The organism is Psychrobacter sp. DAB_AL32B (assembly GCF_002224105.1).
In the GTDB taxonomy this organism is placed as follows: Bacteria; Pseudomonadota; Gammaproteobacteria; order Pseudomonadales; family Moraxellaceae; genus Psychrobacter.
This window is the reverse complement of the sequence record NZ_NEXU01000090.1, coordinates 22,822-42,716: the sequence shown is the minus strand read 5'-3', so window position 1 is coordinate 42,716 and position 19,895 is coordinate 22,822. Positions and strand designations below refer to the sequence as shown.

The window sequence follows — 19,895 nt, the reverse complement described above, 5'->3', positions numbered from 1 at the left end:
ATATGCATTATTTAACTTCTGTTATTTTTATGACTTTAGCATCTTTTTAAAAGACAGCTCTAAAGACAAGTACGTACCAAACAATATTACCATTGAGCCAATAATCGCGGGCGTATCCAATGCTTCGCCAAGCAGTAAATAACCAAAAATAATGGCAAAAATAGGTATCACTAAGGTAATACTGGTCGCCCGCATAGGACCAATACTTTTAATCAGCTGATTCATAAAAATCAGCGCGATGGCCGTTGAAAATACGCCGATACAAATGACTGAAACCCAAGCATGGAGACTGATACTTTTGCCATAAGAAAATTCATAGAGCGCTATTGGTAACATAATGACGCTAGCGATGATAAGTGAACCGGCCGTAATCGCGACGGGTGAAACGTTAAATAAATAGTTTCTAGTGATGTTTGCCCCAAGCGCATAACCGACACAGGCTAATAATGCGTAGCCCATCGGTAATAGACCAGAACCCGACTCAGCGCCTTGCCCACCAAACAAGCTTTCACTCATCAAAATAATCACACCGATGACACCGATGACCAAACCAAGTATCTGTTTTCTTGATAATTTATCTTTAAAAAAGGTACTGGCAATAAAACCGCTCATCATCGGCACTGACGCATTGAGCACTGCTAACACTCCAGCATTTACCGAGCGCGCTGAAAAAGAAAACAACACGAAGGGAATGGCGGCGGAAAATAAACCAACCAGTGCCAATACTTTCCAATTTTCACGAATACCTTGTCTGTTTTTTGGGCTAAGCAACACAAAGACCAGCATGACCAAACCGGCGAATACCACACGCAAACTGGCAAATGCCAACGAACCAAACTCGGGCACGCCAACGCGATAAAATATAAAAGACAGCGACCACATAAAGGACAGTGTCACAAAGATAATGAGGTCGCGATTGGACATGGGTAAACCTTATCAAGCGTTAGACAGTAAAAAAACTCCGATAATAACTGGTTCGTCGCTCAATGGGTGTTGTTTTTTCTATACTGATGACAGATTGTTCTATAAATCTATTTTGTCCAAAATAAAATCGATATCCTTATCGCCGCGCCCTGATAAATTGACCAAAATCGTTTCATCTGCTGACATATCCTTGGCGATTTTCATGGCATAGGCTATAGAGATGGCTTACCTACTTGCCTAAATACCTTATTGCCTAATATTGAGCATGATGAATTTGAGCAACCCAAGATTAATCGAGACTATACTTTGCTATATCGAAGTGATTTTGACAATTCTAAAAATAAAGATAAGATTTTTGTTCAAAATTAAGAAACTCACAGCCACGGCTGTGGCGCTGCAGATTTGTGACTATGTGCCTATAGAGCAGGATGTATTATCAATAAATTGATTCGCAAGCCAGTCTATGCCACAGAATCTCTAAAGACTTTCCAGAACTTTGATACAGAGTAAGGTGATATAAACGCTAATTATTGTGGTAGATAATGGGTTTTCGTAGAGGTTTGGATCTGTAGCTATATTCCACCATCCACCTGTATTTCCTCATCTGGATGAAGCGGGACTATTGCCGTAGTGCACTATTTTTAGTAATACTCTACTTTTAGTAATATCGTACAATCTGAGTAGTAAGCCGTTCAAGCTTATCCATAACTAAAAAAAGTGGTTTGCCTTTGCAAACCACTTTTGAAGCGACCTTAAACTTGTAATAACCATTCAAACAATAATGACTAAAGTTTGAGTAGCTTAATCTACCACTACTGAATTATATTTGCTCTTTTTTACTAATAATTTTGAGATATTCATTATTGCGGAAAATAACCATGATTAATTCGCAGTAAATGCGAGTAGAGATTCCGCCTATGATCATAACGAACAGACCCGCAAAGAAACCTGCTGCCCCCATACCTGAAAACATTACGCTCACGCCTCCAACAAATACAGCAAAAAGAATTAACCAATATAAAATAGTAATTACTTTTGGCGTGATAAAAGACTCAAATGATAACAATGAATTCATAACTTAATATCCTAAATAATTGTATAGCTTGCAATGGTTCAAAAAGCCCTAGAGGTGCTCTAGCAGATTTTACAGAATAAGCATTGTAACACTTGCTTAACATTAAATTATTAAAACTTAACACCAAAGATATTATTTACGATAATTGATATTTAAGTAAGTAATCTATTAGCCTATATCCAAGTTCCCCATAAAATTCACCATACTCTATGATTGTGTTAAAAAAGTAGCTTTGTTTATAATTGATCTCTCTCTAGCTACTACAAGATTTTTTGCAGGTAGTAATTTTTAATGAATATCCACTGAGCTAAGTGAATATAAGCCCATCTTTATATAATAAAAAGACTACCATTATCAGACAGTAGAAATACGCAATATCTTGTTAAATACTTCACTGCTGGCTTATAGTTATTTTGACAGCAGGCGCTCGATTTATAAATGAAACTAGCATGCTAGTATGACAACCAACAACGTTGACTAAACGGTAGGCATAAAGATTAGGAAGCACCATGCAACGACGAAAATTTATCAAATCTATGGGTCTAGGTGTCGCCACCGTCAGTGCTTCTGCCGCAATGAGCGGTTGCCAAACGCTGGCAAAACCAGTAAAACTGCCAAGCAAAGTTACCCAAGCTGAACACTTTCCTAATATCATCGTTGGTAGTGGCTATGGTGGCGCAGTTTCGGCGCTGCGATTGAGCGAAAAAGGTCATAAAGTGCTGATACTTGAGATGGGTATGCGCTGGGATAGAAGCCCCAAGCACGATACTTTTTGCAAGATGATTAGCGCCGATAAACGCTCAAGCTGGTTTAGCAATTGGCCAAACGCGCCGATCACCATTCCTATTCCGATTAAAAAATATCCAGGAGTTTTGGATTTAATCGAATATGACGATATGAAAGTCTTCGCTGGGCGTGCCTATGGCGGCGGTTCTATCGTTAATGGCGCGATTGCCATTCAGCCAAGGCGCTCGCACTTTGAATCTGTATTTCCGTGGATTGATTCTGATGAGATGTACGATACTTACTTCCCTCGCGCCATGAAGGAACTCAAAGTTAGCCAAATTCCAGAATCATTCTTTAATGAGTCCGAGCATTACGAATTTACCCGCGCCGCTGAACGCCAAGCTTCAAAAGCTGGACTGAAGACGGAATTCTTTGGTAATAGCTATGACTTTGATTATATGCAAAAGGAAGCCCGCGGCGAAGTATATCAATCAGCACTCGGCGGCGAAGTCATCTATGGTAATAATGCGGGCAAATACTCACTGGATTTAACTTATCTAAAGGACGCCGAAGCCACTGGCAATGTCACCGTTAAGACCCTCCGCAAAGTCAATACTATCCAAGCGCTCGATAATAATCAGCTACGATTAGAAGTCCACGTTATCAATATGACGGGCGGCATCGATAAAATTGAACATTACACTTGCGATAAACTCTTCCTTAATGCGGGTAGTACTGGCACCTCAGAGCTACTATTAAAAAGCCAAGCTGAAGGCAAGCTTAATCATCTAAACGAACATATCGGACAGCATTGGGGACCCAACGGCAACATCATGACTGGGCGCAATTTCGTCCACGCCGCTGGCACTATCCAATCTACCATTCCGGTCAAAGCCATTAATATGTGGGACGGCGATAGAGGCGGTTCAAAATACAAAATCTTTGCCGAACTTGCACCACTGCCGCTAGGACTTGAGACGTGGACGACGCTATATCTCGCCATCACTGACAATCCAGAACGCGGTAATTATTACTATGATAAAACCTCAAAAACCGTCAAACTTAACTGGAAACGCGAGCAAAATGAGTATTCGGTAAATGCAGCTAAAGAGCTGTTAGATAAGCTAGCCAAAGCCAACGGCGGCTCTACCTCAAGCTTGCTATTCAACAAAGGCTTCGGTGATGATTTCTGCTATCACCCCCTTGGTGGTTGCATACTTGGCAAAGCGACCGATGAGTTTGGTCGTGTCAAAGGGCACAAAAACATCTACGTGCAAGATGGCGCGTTAATCCCGGGTAGCGCTGGCGTCAATCCGTATGTGTTTATCACCGGACTTGCTGAGCGTAATATGGCGGCTATTTTGCAGGAAGATTTTGGTTAGGGAGTTGGAACTGTGAAATTTGATTAGATGAAAAACGCTCTTGATGGGCATTTTTTTTGATTTGGGTTCGGAGTTCCTTTCTAATTCTGGTGAATGATAGAAAAGCTCAAGTAATAAAACTACTTATTATACTTTTTAATTGGATTGAAACCCTCAAAATATAACTGTATATCTGTTCGTATCTTATGAACTTGACTCTCAACATCACTTATACCGTAACCTGATTTATAAAGACGACGTGAAATTTTATTATGAAGCCAGCCATCATTGCCATCTAATGTATCCCAGTAGATTCCAGATTTTAACCCTTCTTGATATTTCTCTATTTCAGTATAATGTGCGCTTCGCATAGCATTTAAACGCCCTTCTACTAAATTTAAAATTTTGCTACGTATGTCAGATGGTATGAACGGATCCGACATAACTTTAGATAAGAATGCCTGAAGCTTTTCTTCTTTTTTAGAAACAGGAATTCCATGTAGGCTTCTAGCTCCAGAAATGATCTCACTTTTATAAGGTATTATTTCTTCATGTATCCTATCGAGAATTTCTTTCACTGAATCTTCTCGTAACCAATAATTATCAGAACTACTATCAAATTCATCTAATAATTCGGTAGATAACTCGGCAAGCCTGTCTATTACTTTTTTTTGATATTCAGTGTTTACAGTATTAAGAAGTCCATTCTTTGCTTTCAAATATGTAAGTATACCAATAGAGGCAGCTGTAATATAAAAGCCTATTTGTACAATTTTTAGTAATGTATCCATAAATCAGCGCTTATTTAATCTACTTTTGTATATTGTAGCAACTAGGGTAGCCTAGGTTCTGCATTTCGTAGAAACATTTTCAAAACCTATTTCATTTAATCTCAAAATCATGCTCTCATACCACACAGCCATTGAATTCCAACCTCGCATCGGCAACAATGACAATATCTGTTGATAATACTCAATATAGAAAAATCATTCGAGAAAAAGGATAAATAATGAAACTGCGCATCTTAATGTCTGCCGTGACCAACCCTTGGTTTAACCTCGCAACCGAGGATTGGATATTTCAAGCACTCGATCCTGACTCGCACACGCTATTCTTATGGCGCAATAGCGAGACCGTGGTCATTGGGCGCTCGCAAAATCCATGGGTAGAATGCAAAATCGATAAGATGGAAGCCGACGATGTGTTTTTGGCGCGGCGACAAAGTGGCGGCGGCGCAGTATTTCATGATTTGGGCAATACCAACTTTACCTTTTTATCACCCAAAGCAGATTACGACCAAGAAGCAAACTTTACCATCATCATCAATGCCCTAAAAAAATTAGGTATAGACGCGGATTTATCTGGTCGTAACGACATGCAGGTCGGTGATAAGAAAATATCAGGCAGCGCCTTTAAACATGCGGCCGATCGCAGCTTTCACCATGGCACATTACTGGTCAATGCTAATATGCAAAAGCTGGGTGATTATCTCAATCCACATCCACTTAAGCTGAAAGCCAAAGGTATCAAGTCTGTGCGTGCTCGCGTCGCCAATTTGGTTGAGTTTAATTCAGACATTAATCACGAAATCTTATCTGCTGCGATTATCGAGGCGTTTTGTGAATATCATGGCGACACCGCGCCAGTAGAAGAGTTGGATGAAGCCAGCCTCGCCAAGCAGCCTACATTGAACAAATACTATCAGCAAATGGCAGATTGGGATTGGCGTTTTGGCAAGACGCCTGAATTTACCCATCACATTGAAACGCGCTTTGGCTGGGGCATTATTGATTGTCACCTTGATGTGAAGCAAGCGCTGATTAGCGATGTCGTTATTTTCTCAGATGCGTTAAATGTCGAGCTGATTGACCTATTAAAAGAGTCGCTGACTGGTGTTAAATACAATAAAGTCGATATTAAAACAAAGCTTGATGAATTAGGCAGAGCGCATCCTGATTTAGCTGCGCAGATTGATGATGTTTCTAAATGGTTGATTGAGCAGATGGAAGGTTAGATTTTGGTGTTTAATCAAAAACTGTAGATATGCATTTTTCAGACAATAATAAATTAGAAGGTGTTTTATGAAGTATTTACATGCAATGATTAGAACGAATAAGCTTGAGGATACCTTATTTTTCTATTGTGAGCTTATGAGTTTGAAGCTTCTTAGGAAAAAGAATTCTGAAACAGGTAGATTTAACTTATACTTTTTGGCGACCCATGAAGGCGCTCCAGAAATTGAGCTTACCCATAACTGGGACGAAGAAGAATATACAAGCGGAAATAACTTCGGTCACTTTGCCTTTAGAGTCGATAATATATATGAGCAATGCGAAATATTTATGGAAGCTGGTGTCGATATATTAAGACCGCCTAGAGATGGGTATATGGCTTTCGTTAAAGACCCTAACAATATCTCAATCGAGCTACTTCAAGATGGTAAGCGATTAGAGCCCATTGAACCATGGATTTCGATGGAAAATATTGGTAGTTGGTGAGTTGGAAACACCCTATAAAACAAGCCATCACTCCAAAGCCAAAACATCCAAAATAGTCTTAACCTCAGTAACATACTGCCCCAAATCTGGCTCCAAATGAAATCCCTCTACTAGTGTGGGCAAACCTTTTTGTTTTCCTAGCCTAACAATAATTACGTTTTCTTCGGGCAGCACTAATACTCTCTGACCTAAATGACCCAGCATGGCATAAAAAGGAATCGGGCTGTCCATATCCGTCCACACCGAGTGACCGTATATCTGGGCTTGCCCTGCTGCAAATGCTTGCGCGTTGGGCGTAATCATAAAGTTAACGTGCGCTTTGCTAAGTAGCTGCTTACTTTGCCATTCGCCACCGTTTAATAATAGCTGCCCAAATTTGGCAAAATCTAAAGCGCTAGCATTGAGACAACAATATACTTTTTCGATGCTCTCTGAGCCATCAAGCGACCAATAGGCGTCACCTTGCATGCCGAGAGGTTGCCAAAATTTCTCTTCTAGATAACTAGAGACGGTATAGCCATGTGGTTCTAATGCCCGTGATAAAGCAATCCCAAGCATTTGCGTATCGCCTGATGAGTACTTGAATGAACCGCCGCACTCTTCGATAAAGTCGCGATTGACCATTTGCTTGACTAAATCATGACCATAATAGGATTCCGCAGTGGGATTAATCGGAAAATAGTAATCTTCTGTCCAATCGTAACCTGAAGTCATCGCCGATAAGTGTGAGAGGGTGCAACCTTGAGCGTATTGATTATCAGCATATTCAGGTAGCCACTTGGTAATTGGCTCATCGATGCTTGATATATAACCATCTTCTACCGCTTTGAGATACAGCATAGTGGTGACGGTTTTTGCCATCGAAAAGCTGTTGGTGTGTGAGTCGGCGCTATAACCTTGCCAGTAGTTTTCATAAAGCAGCTTGCCATCTTTAATAATGGCAAAGGCAACAGTTTCATCGGTATCTAAAGCATTTCGCAAGGTAGGCGTGAGTTTGACTTGATCGAAGTTAGCGTCTTTTTCCCATACGATAGGATCTTTTGTGTGGATAGTACGGTTATCAAAATCTTTGTAATCGTCTATATTGGCGGTATTTTCACCTTTAAGATAAGTGAGCTGTAAGCCGCGAAAGATATAAGCATTGCCCGTCACTACTAAGCCTAAGCTGATAATAATGAGTAGCGCTAAAATAGGCAAAACGATCCATTTAAAAAGTATTTTTAAAGCGGCCATTATAAAATCCTTTTTTTATGGCGTAGTTGGTGAGATAAAAATTAACAGTAGGTCATACTAATTTGTAGTCGCTCTAGAACCTATACGTCAAACATCGTTTAAAATTAAGAATTAATAGTCACTCCATTTCTCTAATGTTTTCTTATCATAGCAATCATCGTAATCGTTTAAATATACTAAATTATTAGCGACTGCAATAATTACAGCACCGCTTCCTGAAGCACCCCAGCTACTGCCGTATCGTATAAAAACTGGCTGCTCTTTTGATCTCTTAAACTGATATGTAGCATCTGCCCAAGTGGCATAGTCTTGGTCACAAGATGATGCAATTTTAATTATTTCCCCCGAACCAAAAAGCTTATTTATTTCACTCTTGGAAGGATTTCCCCCTTCGTTTTGAATCATTATTTCGATATTGGTGATGAAAGTTCTAGCACCATTGACATTTATTTGAGTATAGCCAATATTAGGATTTTTACTGTTCCCTACTTTGGTTGTGCCTGCCATAGTACTGTCATGTGCTCCCGATTCATAATACGGCCATTCCCATTCGATGCCTTGAATCTTCTCTACATCCTCCCAACCATTTACATTGTATTCAACATTTTTAGGAATGGCTATCGCATCAATGATAGAAGAAAACTGTGCAGAATAAGCTGAGGCTGAGGCTGAGGCTGAGGCTGAGGCTGAGGCTGAGGCTGAGGCTGAGGCTGAGAATGTAAGAGCTGTAGTAGCGAAAGCTAGTAATAAAGTTTTACTTGCCATAAAAATTCCTTTTCAATAGCATCAAAATTAGTTCAAGATAAAATACACCCTACAAAAAAGCAGCAAGATAATCTACCTTGCCGCTTTGACAACTTCTAACCTAAGTTTTAAATTCCTGCCGCAACCTCAGCCCCATCACGAATCGCACGTTTGGCATCTAGCTCAGCCGCTAGCTTTGCACCACCAATTAAGTGGTATTGTGCATCAGGTGCATCACCGACATTTGGCATCAAATCCACGACTGATTCTTGACCAGCACAAACGACGACGCTATCGACACGTAATAGTTGGCTTTGACCTTGGTTATTAGTAATCCAAACCCCTTCATTGGTAATCTTATCGTACTGAGCACCCGATACTTGGATAACGCCATGCGATTTGACATGAGCGCGATGTACCCAGCCAGAGGTTTTATTGAGACCACTACCCAAGCGACCTTTGGTACGCTGCATGAGATAGACTTGGCGGATAGGTTTAATCGCTTCAGGCTTAATCAGACCGCCTTCGCTTTGATAGTCAGTATCGCAGGTTACGCCCCACTCTTCACGCCACTCGTCGATAGACTGGGCTTTTGGACGATAGCTTGGGTCTTTTAGCAACTCGGGACCTAGCTCATCAAGCGGTTGACCATGCTTAGCCGTGAGGTACTCACTAACGTCAAAACCAATACCACCAGCACCAATGACGGCAACGGTATCGCCGACGGATTTTTCACCAGAGAGCAATTCAGCATAGCTCATCACTTGTGGTAAATCAGCGCCTTCTAACTTACGTGCTAGGCTTCTTGGCACGACACCGGTTGCGACGATGACGTGATGGAACTTGGCTTTCTCGAGCATGGCTTTATCAACTTTGGTATTAAGCTTAACTTCAACGCCTAAATGCTCAAGCTCATTGATATAGTAGCGTATCGTCTCAAAAAACTCTTCTTTACCAGGGATGACTTTGGCGTAGTTAAACTGTCCACCTAAAATATCTTTGGCTTCAAATAAAGTAACTTTATGACCACGCAAAGCTGCGACATGAGCGGCTGACATACCAGCGACACCGCCACCGATAACCGCGACTTTTTGGGGTTTTTTAGTTTTCTTATAGACCAATTCCGTCTCATAGCAAGCTTGTGGATTGACCAGACAAGTCGAGCGTTTATTCTCAAAGGTATGGTCAAGACAGGCTTGGTTACAAGCGATACAGGTATTAATACGCTCGGCTTCACCATTTTTAGCTTTATTCACCCAATGCGCATCGGCTAAGAACGGACGTGCCATTTGAATCAAATCCGCTTGACCGCTAGCCACAATTTTTTCAGCCGTATCAGGCATGTTGATACGGTTAGCCGCCATCACTGGGATACTAATATGCTTTTTAATCTCAGCGGTAAAGTCCACAAAGGCAGCACGTGGTACGCTAGTGACAATCGTTGGTACACGCGCTTCATGCCAGCCGATGCCGGTATTCATGATGGTCACGCCCGCTTCTTCTAACGCTTTGGCGACGATGATAACTTCGTCCATGACGTTACCGTCTTTGACCAAATCAATCACCGATAGGCGAAATAGGATAATGAAATCTTCTCCCGTCGCTTCACGTACGGCTTTGACCACATCAACCGGAAACTTCATACGCGCATGAATGTCACCGCCGTAAATGTCTTGGCGTTTATTGACATGGCGAGATAAAAACTGATTGAGCAAATAGCCTTCAGAGCCCATGATTTCGACACCATCATAACCGGCTTGCTTAGCAAGTTTTGCTGAGCGTGCAAAATCCTTAACCGTTTGTTCGATGTTTTTAATGCTCATCTTGCGAGGTTTAAACGGTGAGATTGGCGATTTAATCGGGCTTGATGACACCACAAATGGATGATAGCCGTAACGACCACTATGTAAGATTTGCATAATCATTTTGCTATCGTATTTATGCGCAGCTCGGGTCACCCGTTGGTGATTAAGAACATCCATTTTGCTATTCATGGTGCCGCCAGCAGGTAGCAGCCAACCTTCACGATTCGGCGAAATACCACCCGTAATCATCATCGCCGCGCCACCTTTGGCACGCTCAGCGAAATAAGCTGCAAGCTTACCGTAGTTATAAAAGCGGTCTTCAAGACCAGTATGCATCGAACCCATGACCAAGCGGTTTTTTAATGTGGTAAAGCCCAAATCTAGCGGCTCAAATAAATGCGGGTAATGTTCGTTGGTGCTAGCAGTCTCAATCGTATTGGCAGTGCGGCTGGCGGTCATGTCATTTTCCTTATGAATGGTTTACGGGAATGCTCTGTAGAAATGGTTATGCTGCGGGATTTAACATTATCGCTATCGTACCACACCGCTATTATCGTCAGCTATGCAGACAAGCGACTGATGAGTGAACACTATGTTCATCCTAACTATTTATAACATCTACTGACGGCATTGCTTTATATTATTTGGTTAAATAAACGCCACAAAACCTGCCCAATTTTTGCTTATGACTGTCTATAATTAACAGTTACTGATACAGTAGTTTCGATAAAATATGGTGTTAACGAATACTAGAATGACGATAAAGGACTATCTTAATGACTGACTTTCACACCGGTCTTGGCAAAAATGCTGCCAACCATCAACCGCTTACCCCTATTGATTTTATCATTCGCAGCGCGCAAGTTTATCCTCATAAGACCGCCATCATCTATGACGACCTAGAGCATAATAATCTGACCCAAACGTGGCAACAGACTCACGATCGTTGCAGACAACTGGCGGATGGTCTGCGTAAATTGGGCATTGATAAAAATGACACGGTTGCGGTCATGCTGCCAAACACCCCAGCGATGGTCGAGTGTGCCTTTGGAGTGCCGATGTCAGGTGGCGTAATCTGTACCTTGAATACCCGACTCGATATCAATGCCCTCACCTTTTGCTTGCAACATTCAGAAGCCAAAGTTTTAATTTTAGACAGCGAATTTGCTGAGCATGCTGAGCATGCTGAGATTATCAATGAAACCTTTCCCAACTTAATCGTCATTCATGCAACCGATGCTGCCGTCGATACCGAGCGTTTTGGGCAAATGACTTATGACGAACTTATTGCTAGCTCCGACAGTTTGGACAATTGGGAAAAACCATTAGACGAATGGGACGCCATTGCCCTCAATTATACTTCTGGCACGACTGGCAAACCCAAGGGCGTGGTCTACCATCATCGCGGTGCGACGCTCAATGCCATCTCTAACATTTTAGACTGGGACATGCCCAAGCATCCGATGTACTTATGGACGCTACCACTATTTCATTGTAATGGCTGGTGCTTTCCATGGACGATTGCGGAACGCGCGGGCGTCAACGTCTGTTTGCGTCAGATAAATGCTGATTTGATTTTACAGCTGATTGCTAAGTATAAAGTCAGCCATTATTGCTCAGCGCCTGTGGTACACAATATGATTGCCAGCGGCAACCCTGAATATAAAAAGGCTATCACCCACGAAGTTAACGGCTGGGTTGCTGGTGCGCCGCCCTCTGAAACGATGCTCGCTGCCATGGAGAAGATGGGCTTTCATATCTCCCACGTCTATGGACTGACTGAAGTCTATGGACCGGTCACTGTCTGTGCTGAACAGGAAGAATGGAATGAACTCGATGTTGCTACCCGCGCCCAGAAAAAGTCACGCCAAGGCGTTACCTCCCATCTCATGACAGGGTTTGATGTGTTTAAGCAAGGGACGACTGAGCCTGTTGCCGCCGACGGCGAAGAGATGGGCGAGCTGGCACTGCGCGGTAATATGGTCATGAAAGGCTATCTAAAAAGTCGTAAAGCAACCGAAGCTGCCTTTGCTGATGGCTGGTTCCGCACGGGTGATTTGGGCGTTAAATACCCTGATGGCTATATTAAAATTATGGATCGACTCAAAGACATCATCATCTCAGGCGGCGAAAACATCTCCAGTATTGAAGTCGAAAACGTCCTATATAAAATGCCAGAAATTCAAAGCTGTGCTGTCGTTGCCGCACCGCATGATAAATGGGGTGAAGTACCGGTTGCCTTTATCGAGATTTATGCTGGTAGCACCTTGCAGCGTGATCATGTGATGGAGCATTGCAAGCAGCATTTAGCAGGCTTTAAAGTGCCTAAATATATTATCTTTGCTGAAATACCGAAAACCAGCACAGGTAAAGTACAGAAGTTTGAGCTACGGCAAGCCGCTAAATCACTGGCCCATGAAACGCCAAAAGTAACGACAAGCACAAAATAACTCATCAATTAATGTCTCATAACTTCCTGAGTTATTAAGCACAAAAAAGGTCAGACTAACAAACTTAGGCTGACCTTTTTTGTGTACTTAAAACTTTAAACTCATTATTTATCAACCAAGCTTAGGCTCAAGCCATTGATAAATTAGCATACCCACTATCATCGCTGGGATAAAGACATAAGCCTGCCATTGACCTGTTCCTAGCAATACAATACCAGGACCAGGGCAAATACCGACCAGCCCCCAACCAATACCAAATAGCATCGCTCCGATTAATAATTTGCTATTAATCGTGGTTTTCGTTGGCATATCTATTGGTGTATCAATCCAGCTGATCTGTTGACACTTTGCCAATTGTACACCGACGATTGCGATTATTAAACCGCCGCCCATCACTAGTGCAAGTGAAATATCCCACGCGCCAAAGACGTCTAGAAACCCTTGTACTTTAACAGGATCGGTCATACCGGATATCAGCAGTCCAAAGCCAAAGAGTAAACCTGCCAGCAATCCAATTATATTTTTTAGCATTATTATTTCTCGCACGTCATTTATTTATTTAAACTTTTATAAGTGGTATTCAATAAGGTCTTAGCAACGTACTGTCCATGCCTCTGCTTAAATCAAGCCCAAAACCTGCCGACCAATATAAACCGTCACAATACCAAAGAACATAAAAGTCACTGTTGCCGCCATAGAGCGTGGCGATAGGCGCGCATTACCGCAGATACCATGTCCACTAGTACAGCCCGAACCTAGGCGCGTACCAAAACCAACGAGCAATCCTGCAGCAATTAACAATGGCAAAGAGGTGCTGATTTCTATATCAGGTAACGGTCTTATCAGACTATAGAGCACTGGCGAAACAACAAGCCCCAGTATAAATAGCACTTGCCACATCTCTACGCGTTTGGGCTTAAGCAGGCTTGAGAAAATGCCACTAATACCAGCGACACGACCAATACCTAATAGCAGGATAACGGTCGCCACGCCCAGCATCATTCCGCCCACCAAGGAGATTGGCGTAAATGCTTGCCAGTCTATTTGTATACTCATAATGTTTACCTAAGCTTATTTTTATCAAAAACCAATTCAAGATTCATTTTATATAAATACATTATATTGTAAAATATAATAAAAAAGGTAAAAAAATACTGAACGCCGCGTAACGCAGAAGTTCAGTATCTCTTTATTTGATTGCTGACTGGCTAAATAAAGGTATTGGTTAATAAACGAGTCAGCGGCTCAAATTATTTCGCTAGCACCTCGTCAAGTGCTTTTTCAAAACGCGCTACTGCACCGTCAACGTCAGTCAGTTTATCTAAACCAAATAGACCTAAACGGAAGGTTTTAAAGTTATCAGGCTCACCGACATTTAGTGGTACGCCAGCAGCGATTTGCATGCCCGCTTCAGCAAAAGCACTGCCTTTATGGATATCATCACGCTCAGTATAAGACACGACAACGCCTGGCGCTTCGAAACCTTTAGCAGCGACGCTTTCAATACCTTTATCTGCCAGTACTTTACGGATACGGTTTCCGAGTTCCCATTGTGCATCACACAATTTATCAAAGCCGATTTCTTTCGCTTCTAAAATGGTATCGCGGAATTGACGCAAGCTATCGGTTGGCATAGTCGCATGATAAGCATGACCGCCGTTTTCATACGCACGCATCACAGTTAGCCACTGTTTTAAATCGAGACTAAAGCAATTAGATTCAGTACTTTCTACTTTTTTGATGGCAGCGTCGCTGAGCATGACAAGACCTGCACATGGCGTGCTGCTCCAGCCTTTTTGCGGCGCACTGATAAGGACGTCAATGCCCAAGTCTTTCATATCAAGCCATACACAACCTGAGGCGATACAGTCAATGACCAATAAACCGCCAACGCTATGCACTGCTTCGCTCAATGCTTTGATGTAGTCTTCTGTCAAGATAATGCCAGATGACGTTTCGACGTGTGGCGCATAAACGATGGCAGGTTTTTCTGCTTTAATTTTGGCAACCGCAGTGTCAATATCAACTGGTGCAAATGGTTTTGGCGCTTCGGTATCTTCCGTACGCTCAGCCGTTAATACCGTAGATGACTTGGCAAATTTGCCTTTTTCTAAGATTTGCGTCCAACGATAGCTAAACCAGCCATTACGGATGATGAGGCAGTCTTCATCAATGGTCAATTGGCGGGCGACCGCTTCCATACCATAAGTACCAGACCCTGGGATAATGACCGCGGCTTCAGCGTTATAAACCGTTTTTAGGTTGCTCAATATGTCATTCATCACCTCTTGAAAGGCTTTTGACATGTGATTGAGGGCGCGGTCGGTATAAACTACTGAGTATTCTAATAAACCGTTTGGATCAATATCTTGACGTAATGCAGACATAGGACGTTCCTTGTTTGTTGTTAGATAATTTAATTGTTTTTAAGTATTGGTTACAGCAAAAAATAAACACTGTTTTAGCCAAATACCAATATATATAGTATTAACTGGGTATTAATATTGAGTATGTATTAAGAGTTTGACGCAGGGTTGACGATATAGCGCTTTATCCTAGTGCTATTGCCGTTGATGGTGGTATCTTTTACGTCGTTGATGTTATTAAATTTTAAGCGAAACCGCATATGATATGCGCACCATTATCGTTGCTACGCGGTGGTAGGCTGATAATAATGGGCGTTGACAATTGATGAGTGGAACAGAGGTTAAGATAATATAGAGGCGCTAGCACGTTTAACGAATACCGCCAGCATATTCCAATAACCATTATCAATTAACCAATCAATCATCATCGCTTAATATAGTTATAACAGCTTGATATTAGCACTGATAATGCAGCTTGACAACGCATGTTTGCGTTAGGATAACACTTGTATAATTTATGGTTTGTCGGTGAGGTTTATCGATAAATAGCAGCCGACTATCGGCGACCACGATGGGCGTCTTGTAGCCCTGATACCACAAAGTCGAGCAATTCATTATCCCCTTCGCGAGCCGCTTTACGCATCAGCTTCGATGGCGCATGGGTCAACGTTTGCGTCAGGCGTCGTGATAGCTCGGTGATAATATCTTCAGGACTGGTATTATCCTGCTGAAGCTTAGCAATGGACTCATGCAGTAGTTTTTCCACCTGATCCTGAGTACGGGCACGATAGTGCTGAATATCTTTACCCACTTGGCGCACTTGAAAACGCCGATCCATCTCAACGACCAATTGGCTGACTAATAGCTCGGCATCTACTGCCGCTTGCCGACGTTGTTCGATATTACCAGCAATCACGTGTTGCAGATCATCGACAGAATAGAGATAGACATCATCTATCCGGCTAATCGTCGAGTCAATGTCACGTGGTACGGCTAAATCAATCATCAACATCGGCTGATAGCGACGACTTTTTAGCGCCCGTAAGGTCATTGTTTTATCAATTAGGATATCCATACTACCGCTACAGCTGCTCACAATATCCGCTTCTGCCAGTAATTGCGGTAGCTCTTGCAGAGGTCTCACATCCACGCGGCGGTTAGGATTACGTAGCTCAGCAGCTAAGGCTTCTGCACGCTCAGGATTACGGTTACAAATAATAACGCGCCCTACTCCAAGCCCAGCGATATGAGTCGCTACCAAGCGATTCATCTCACCTGCAGCAACTACCAATAAAGTCCGACTGGGCAAATCGTCAAATATTTGCGTCACCAGTTTGGCAGCGGCATAGCTGAGCGATACCGCTTGTGCACCGACTTGGGTCTCATTACGCACGCGCTTAGCAGCGGCATACACTTGATCGACAATCCAACCAAGCTGATTACTAAGTGCTTTTTGATCATGTGCAAGATGTACAGAACGCTTGATTTGGCCAAGTATCTGCGGCTCACCCAGTATCATAGAGTCAAGCCCTGCGGCGACTCTAAGCCAATGCGTTAAGGCGTGAGTATCACGATGGACATATAAATAAGAGTCAATCTCGCTCAGTGGTAACTGCTTAAAGTCAGCAAGCCACGTTTTTATTTTTAAGATATGGGCGCTGATGGTAGCAGAAGAAAGATTGGCGTTGCTGCTCAGTGTATTCTCTGAACCAACCTCCACAGTACTCTCTGTAACTTGTGAGGCTGAGTCTTGCGGGATTGAGTTTTGTGCTACAGCGTTTTCTGGTACTAAGTTTTGTGGTACTAGCGCATAAATTTCAGTACGGTTACAGGTGGAGACAATCACGCTACCGTCAGTAAAGCCTTGTAGCTGCTTGAGCGCGATATTCACATCCTCACCCACAAGTGCCAAGCGCTCTCGTAGAGCGACTGGTGCGGTTTTATGATTGACCCCGATGACCACTAATCTCATTATTGATAGACCATAAATATAACGTTTACCTGCCAGCCAAATGCCTTCAGCGCTTTTTTAAAATATTAAAAAGCAGCTTTGAAGACATCATTTTTTGGAGACATCGTTTTTAGCTTTTAAGACACCATTTTTAAAAGACAGCTCTTGATAAATGTCTTTGAAAAATAGCCTTTAACAGAAATCCTTCACAGTAACATGCTAAAAAGCGCTCATTATATCATTATTGCCAGCTTTATTTAACACTCGCCTATACAAGGCAGCTATTTGTCTGTATTTGGGCGCACCAGCGACAAATCAACTGCTAGCATCAGCTCAATATAAAAGAGGTACGTTAAAAATAGCGTTATGCTGGGATAAATTTTCCTCGCTTGCTGTGCGCTTCGCACTCCAGAGGCTTCGCAGAACTTATCCCTGCAGCACTATATTCTTTTTAAATTGAATCAACTGCTAGCATCAGCTCAAAATTGAGATGGTTACTTATGTTGTTTATATAGTCAGCTCAAAACAAAATAGACCCACTCGAAATAGCGATTTACTGGTAAAAAGCTTCCTTGATTGCTAATATTTAAGTAACACGGGCGCTCTTGTTTATATCCTCAATCTACTCTTATAATGTTCGATATAAATATTCATCACAGACATCTGATTTTAAAGCGATTGTAATTAAATCGCCTTTTTATGATGCAGACAATTTCATGGGTAAATAATAGGTAGACACTGCTAGCTATGGTTTTTTTTGGGTCATTATTTAGACAGCAACCTATGCATAACGCTCAATCTAGCCTTCGAGCTTTACTGCACGCCGTTATTGAGCGTCTATGCCAACGTTATAAGCTAGCTCTATCGCTGGCCATTTGTTTGTGCCTAGGATTACCTGCTCATGCCAACCATTCCAACAATGTAAGCTCATCATCAAACATAAAATTATCCGAAATCTCATCAGCCATCGCCAATGATACAGCCGTCACTGATAGCGCCTCTAGTAAAAGGCTTAATAATAAAACGCTTGATACTCAAACTCAGATAACTGAAAGTGTGATAGATGTAAATCGTTTGCCACCCAGCGAAGCGCCAGCTGATTTTAGCGAACCAAGCTTGTATGCGCTTTTAGATGCAGAGTTTTCAGCGGATCGCGATGATACCGAAAGAGCCGTTACTATCTATAAACAGCAATCGTTTAAACAAGACGCGACAGCAGTGTTTGAGCGGGCGCTAAGCTTATCTTTACGTCATGAAAACGTTGAAGATTCATTACAATTTGCCAAAACATGGCAAGACCAAAACCCAGATCACGTGCCCGCTTGGCTTTATGTCGCTCATTTAGCACTGCGGGCGCACGATTATGAGTTGGCGGGTGAAACCCTAAATCGTATCTTAAGTTACGATCCTCGCGCCGACCTCAGTGAAATTCTTATTGGAATTTATCCAAACTCCGATGAAGACAGGCGCGAATTACTCGCAGCCTTACAGCCTATCGCCAGTGAACAAAACGCCTCGCTATCAGTATTAAAAGCCGGTTTACTCTATCAGTTTAATGAGCCTGAGATTGCCCTCGTGCATATCAATCGGGCGCTTGAGCACCAACCGGACTATGTACCTTTTATTACCTTAAAAGCCGATATCTTGCGCAAAATCGAACCGGCGGAGGTAGTCGTTAAGTATGTCAGCCAAGCACGTCTACGTAATCCTGACAGTAAAAACTTATACCTATACGAGATTCGCTATTTACTTGACTTACAACAAAGCGAGCAGGCATGGCAACGCTTACTGGACGCCCACGAGCGTTTCGCTGATGATGCTGAGATTACCTTGTTAGCCGCGCTAGTCAGTTTGGATATTGAAAAGTATGACAGTGCCGACCAGCTACTTAATATGTTGGCCAAAAATACTGCTTACCTTGATCAAGCCTACTACTATCTTGGTATTAATGCCGAGCGCCAGCAGCGCTTTGAGCAAGCCAAATACTATCTCAATGCCGTCATGCAAGAAGACTTGGTACTAGAAGCTCGTAGAAAAGTAGTGGCGTTTGACTTACTCAATGACGATGTCGATGCCGCAATCGCCACTTTAGAAAAGCTGCGTAAAGATTTTACCGTGTTCGCACCTGATAGCTTTGTGCTACAAGCCGATATTTTATGGCAGCAAAATGAGCCTGAAGAAGCATTGCGTCTATTAACTCGGGCAGCTCGTAAGTACCCTGATAATGAGATGTTGCTATTCGCCCGCGCCCAGCTCCTTGATGATAAGGATGACTATATCGTTAAGCGCACCTTACTCAATCATTTGCAAACGCTCGACCCTACCAACCCATCCTATCAGCTTAGTTATGCACAGCTACTGCTCGTCAATGAGCGTGGCTCTGAGCAAGGTTTGGCGCTGGCAACCGCTATTATACAGATTCGCTACGATGACCCACGTTACGACAATGAGTTGCATCTACAAGCGCTCAATGTGCTGGCAGGCAATGCGTTAGCCAACGGGAATTACCAGCAAGTCATCGACTACCTACAAACACCTTATGAGGTACTTCCCACCCTGCGCTCAGGAACTTTACTCCTACGCGCTTATCAAGGCTTAGGTGATGATGAAAAAGTCGAGAGATTACTGGCCGACTTGCAGCAGCGCTTCTCATTTGGACAGCACAATATCAATGACCGTATACAACTATACTAATGTACATATTGGATAAGCTATCTAGTTTTGCAGTGTAATCGAGTGATTTTAAAAGAGAGGCAGCGCTG

The 19,895-nt window shown here is 42.5% G+C and carries 15 protein-coding genes; 5 read left to right on the top strand and 10 right to left on the bottom strand.

Annotation, left to right across the window (positions count from 1 at the left end; all coding sequences use genetic code 11):
* Nucleotides 1-27: 27 nt before the first annotated feature.
* Nucleotides 28-924 (bottom strand): DMT family transporter, encoded by an 897-nt coding sequence (locus CAN34_RS11080; RefSeq protein ID WP_089555708.1) that lies wholly within the window; start codon nucleotides 922-924, stop codon nucleotides 28-30.
* Between the two features lie 820 nt (nucleotides 925-1,744).
* On the bottom strand, nucleotides 1,745-1,999 hold the full coding sequence (locus tag CAN34_RS11075; protein ID WP_089555707.1) for a DUF4282 domain-containing protein: 255 nt from the start codon (nucleotides 1,997-1,999) through the stop codon (nucleotides 1,745-1,747).
* A 509-nt stretch (nucleotides 2,000-2,508) separates the two neighbouring features.
* Between CAN34_RS11075 and CAN34_RS11070 the strand changes: the two genes are divergently transcribed.
* Nucleotides 2,509-4,107 (top strand): GMC oxidoreductase, encoded by a 1,599-nt coding sequence (locus tag CAN34_RS11070; RefSeq protein WP_089555706.1) that lies wholly within the window; start codon nucleotides 2,509-2,511, stop codon nucleotides 4,105-4,107.
* Between the two features lie 119 nt (nucleotides 4,108-4,226).
* Here CAN34_RS11070 and CAN34_RS11065 read toward each other — a convergent pair whose 3' ends face one another.
* On the bottom strand, nucleotides 4,227-4,877 hold the full coding sequence (locus CAN34_RS11065; RefSeq protein ID WP_089555705.1) for a hypothetical protein: 651 nt from the start codon (nucleotides 4,875-4,877) through the stop codon (nucleotides 4,227-4,229).
* A 218-nt stretch (nucleotides 4,878-5,095) separates the two neighbouring features.
* On the opposite strand from CAN34_RS11065, the gene CAN34_RS11060 reads away from it, so the two are divergent.
* Complete coding sequence (locus tag CAN34_RS11060; RefSeq protein ID WP_089555704.1) at nucleotides 5,096-6,100, top strand: lipoate--protein ligase; 1,005 nt, start codon at nucleotides 5,096-5,098, stop codon at nucleotides 6,098-6,100.
* A gap of 67 nt (nucleotides 6,101-6,167) precedes the next feature.
* Nucleotides 6,168-6,584 carry a VOC family protein gene (locus CAN34_RS11055; protein WP_089555703.1) on the top strand — a complete coding sequence of 139 codons (417 nt, stop codon included), beginning with the start codon at nucleotides 6,168-6,170 and terminating at the stop codon, nucleotides 6,582-6,584.
* Nucleotides 6,585-6,611: 27 nt separating this feature from the next.
* Here CAN34_RS11055 and CAN34_RS11050 read toward each other — a convergent pair whose 3' ends face one another.
* From CAN34_RS11050 to CAN34_RS11040, 3 genes are all read right to left on the bottom strand, one after another.
* The gene (locus CAN34_RS11050; protein WP_089555702.1) at nucleotides 6,612-7,817 is read right to left on the bottom strand and encodes a serine hydrolase; all 1,206 of its coding nucleotides are present in this window, start codon (nucleotides 7,815-7,817) and stop codon (nucleotides 6,612-6,614) included.
* 111 nt (nucleotides 7,818-7,928) lie between these two features.
* Nucleotides 7,929-8,582, bottom strand: coding sequence for a hypothetical protein (locus CAN34_RS14260; protein WP_089555701.1), 654 nt, complete (start codon nucleotides 8,580-8,582; stop codon nucleotides 7,929-7,931).
* 107 nt (nucleotides 8,583-8,689) lie between these two features.
* Entirely contained in the window at nucleotides 8,690-10,825 is a 2,136-nt protein-coding gene (locus CAN34_RS11040; protein ID WP_089555700.1) for an NADPH-dependent 2,4-dienoyl-CoA reductase, read from the bottom strand.
* 317 nt (nucleotides 10,826-11,142) lie between these two features.
* Between CAN34_RS11040 and CAN34_RS11035 the strand changes: the two genes are divergently transcribed.
* Entirely contained in the window at nucleotides 11,143-12,816 is a 1,674-nt protein-coding gene (locus tag CAN34_RS11035; RefSeq protein ID WP_089555699.1) for an AMP-binding protein, read from the top strand.
* 111 nt (nucleotides 12,817-12,927) lie between these two features.
* On the opposite strand, the gene CAN34_RS11030 is transcribed toward CAN34_RS11035, so the two are convergent.
* The 4 genes from CAN34_RS11030 to hemA all read right to left on the bottom strand — a co-directional run bounded on the left by CAN34_RS11030 (nucleotide 12,928) and on the right by hemA (nucleotide 17,154).
* Nucleotides 12,928-13,347, bottom strand: a complete 420-nt coding sequence (locus CAN34_RS11030; protein ID WP_174668365.1) for a DUF6691 family protein — start codon at nucleotides 13,345-13,347, stop codon at nucleotides 12,928-12,930.
* 87 nt (nucleotides 13,348-13,434) lie between these two features.
* Nucleotides 13,435-13,872: a YeeE/YedE family protein gene (locus CAN34_RS11025; RefSeq protein ID WP_089555698.1), complete on the bottom strand. Its 438-nt coding sequence runs from the start codon at nucleotides 13,870-13,872 to the stop codon at nucleotides 13,435-13,437.
* Between the two features lie 194 nt (nucleotides 13,873-14,066).
* Nucleotides 14,067-15,203 carry an aminotransferase class V-fold PLP-dependent enzyme gene (locus CAN34_RS11020; RefSeq protein WP_089555697.1) on the bottom strand — a complete coding sequence of 379 codons (1,137 nt, stop codon included), beginning with the start codon at nucleotides 15,201-15,203 and terminating at the stop codon, nucleotides 14,067-14,069.
* A gap of 535 nt (nucleotides 15,204-15,738) precedes the next feature.
* Nucleotides 15,739-17,154, bottom strand: a complete 1,416-nt coding sequence (gene hemA, locus CAN34_RS11015) for a glutamyl-tRNA reductase (protein WP_089555696.1) — start codon at nucleotides 17,152-17,154, stop codon at nucleotides 15,739-15,741.
* A 762-nt stretch (nucleotides 17,155-17,916) separates the two neighbouring features.
* Between hemA and CAN34_RS11010 the strand changes: the two genes are divergently transcribed.
* A complete protein-coding gene (locus CAN34_RS11010) occupies nucleotides 17,917-19,827 on the top strand; it encodes a lipopolysaccharide assembly protein LapB (protein ID WP_254423172.1) in 1,911 nt (636 codons plus the stop codon).
* Nucleotides 19,828-19,895: the final 68 nt, after the last annotated feature.

Coding starts and splice junctions, on each gene's coding strand:
- CAN34_RS11035 (WP_089555699.1), top strand. CDS start 11,143: ATGACTGACTTTCACACCGGTCTTGGCAAAAATGCTGCCAACCATCAA.
- CAN34_RS11020 (WP_089555697.1), bottom strand. CDS start 15,203: ATGTCTGCATTACGTCAAGATATTGATCCAAACGGTTTATTAGAATAC.
- hemA (WP_089555696.1), bottom strand. CDS start 17,154: ATGAGATTAGTGGTCATCGGGGTCAATCATAAAACCGCACCAGTCGCT.
- CAN34_RS11050 (WP_089555702.1), bottom strand. CDS start 7,817: ATGGCCGCTTTAAAAATACTTTTTAAATGGATCGTTTTGCCTATTTTA.
- CAN34_RS11080 (WP_089555708.1), bottom strand. CDS start 924: ATGTCCAATCGCGACCTCATTATCTTTGTGACACTGTCCTTTATGTGG.
- CAN34_RS11040 (WP_089555700.1), bottom strand. CDS start 10,825: ATGACCGCCAGCCGCACTGCCAATACGATTGAGACTGCTAGCACCAAC.
- CAN34_RS11030 (WP_174668365.1), bottom strand. CDS start 13,347: ATGCTAAAAAATATAATTGGATTGCTGGCAGGTTTACTCTTTGGCTTT.
- CAN34_RS11055 (WP_089555703.1), top strand. CDS start 6,168: ATGAAGTATTTACATGCAATGATTAGAACGAATAAGCTTGAGGATACC.
- CAN34_RS11025 (WP_089555698.1), bottom strand. CDS start 13,872: ATGAGTATACAAATAGACTGGCAAGCATTTACGCCAATCTCCTTGGTG.
- CAN34_RS11065 (WP_089555705.1), bottom strand. CDS start 4,877: ATGGATACATTACTAAAAATTGTACAAATAGGCTTTTATATTACAGCT.
- CAN34_RS11070 (WP_089555706.1), top strand. CDS start 2,509: ATGCAACGACGAAAATTTATCAAATCTATGGGTCTAGGTGTCGCCACC.
- CAN34_RS11075 (WP_089555707.1), bottom strand. CDS start 1,999: ATGAATTCATTGTTATCATTTGAGTCTTTTATCACGCCAAAAGTAATT.
- CAN34_RS11010 (WP_254423172.1), top strand. CDS start 17,917: ATGCATAACGCTCAATCTAGCCTTCGAGCTTTACTGCACGCCGTTATT.
- CAN34_RS14260 (WP_089555701.1), bottom strand. CDS start 8,582: ATGGCAAGTAAAACTTTATTACTAGCTTTCGCTACTACAGCTCTTACA.
- CAN34_RS11060 (WP_089555704.1), top strand. CDS start 5,096: ATGAAACTGCGCATCTTAATGTCTGCCGTGACCAACCCTTGGTTTAAC.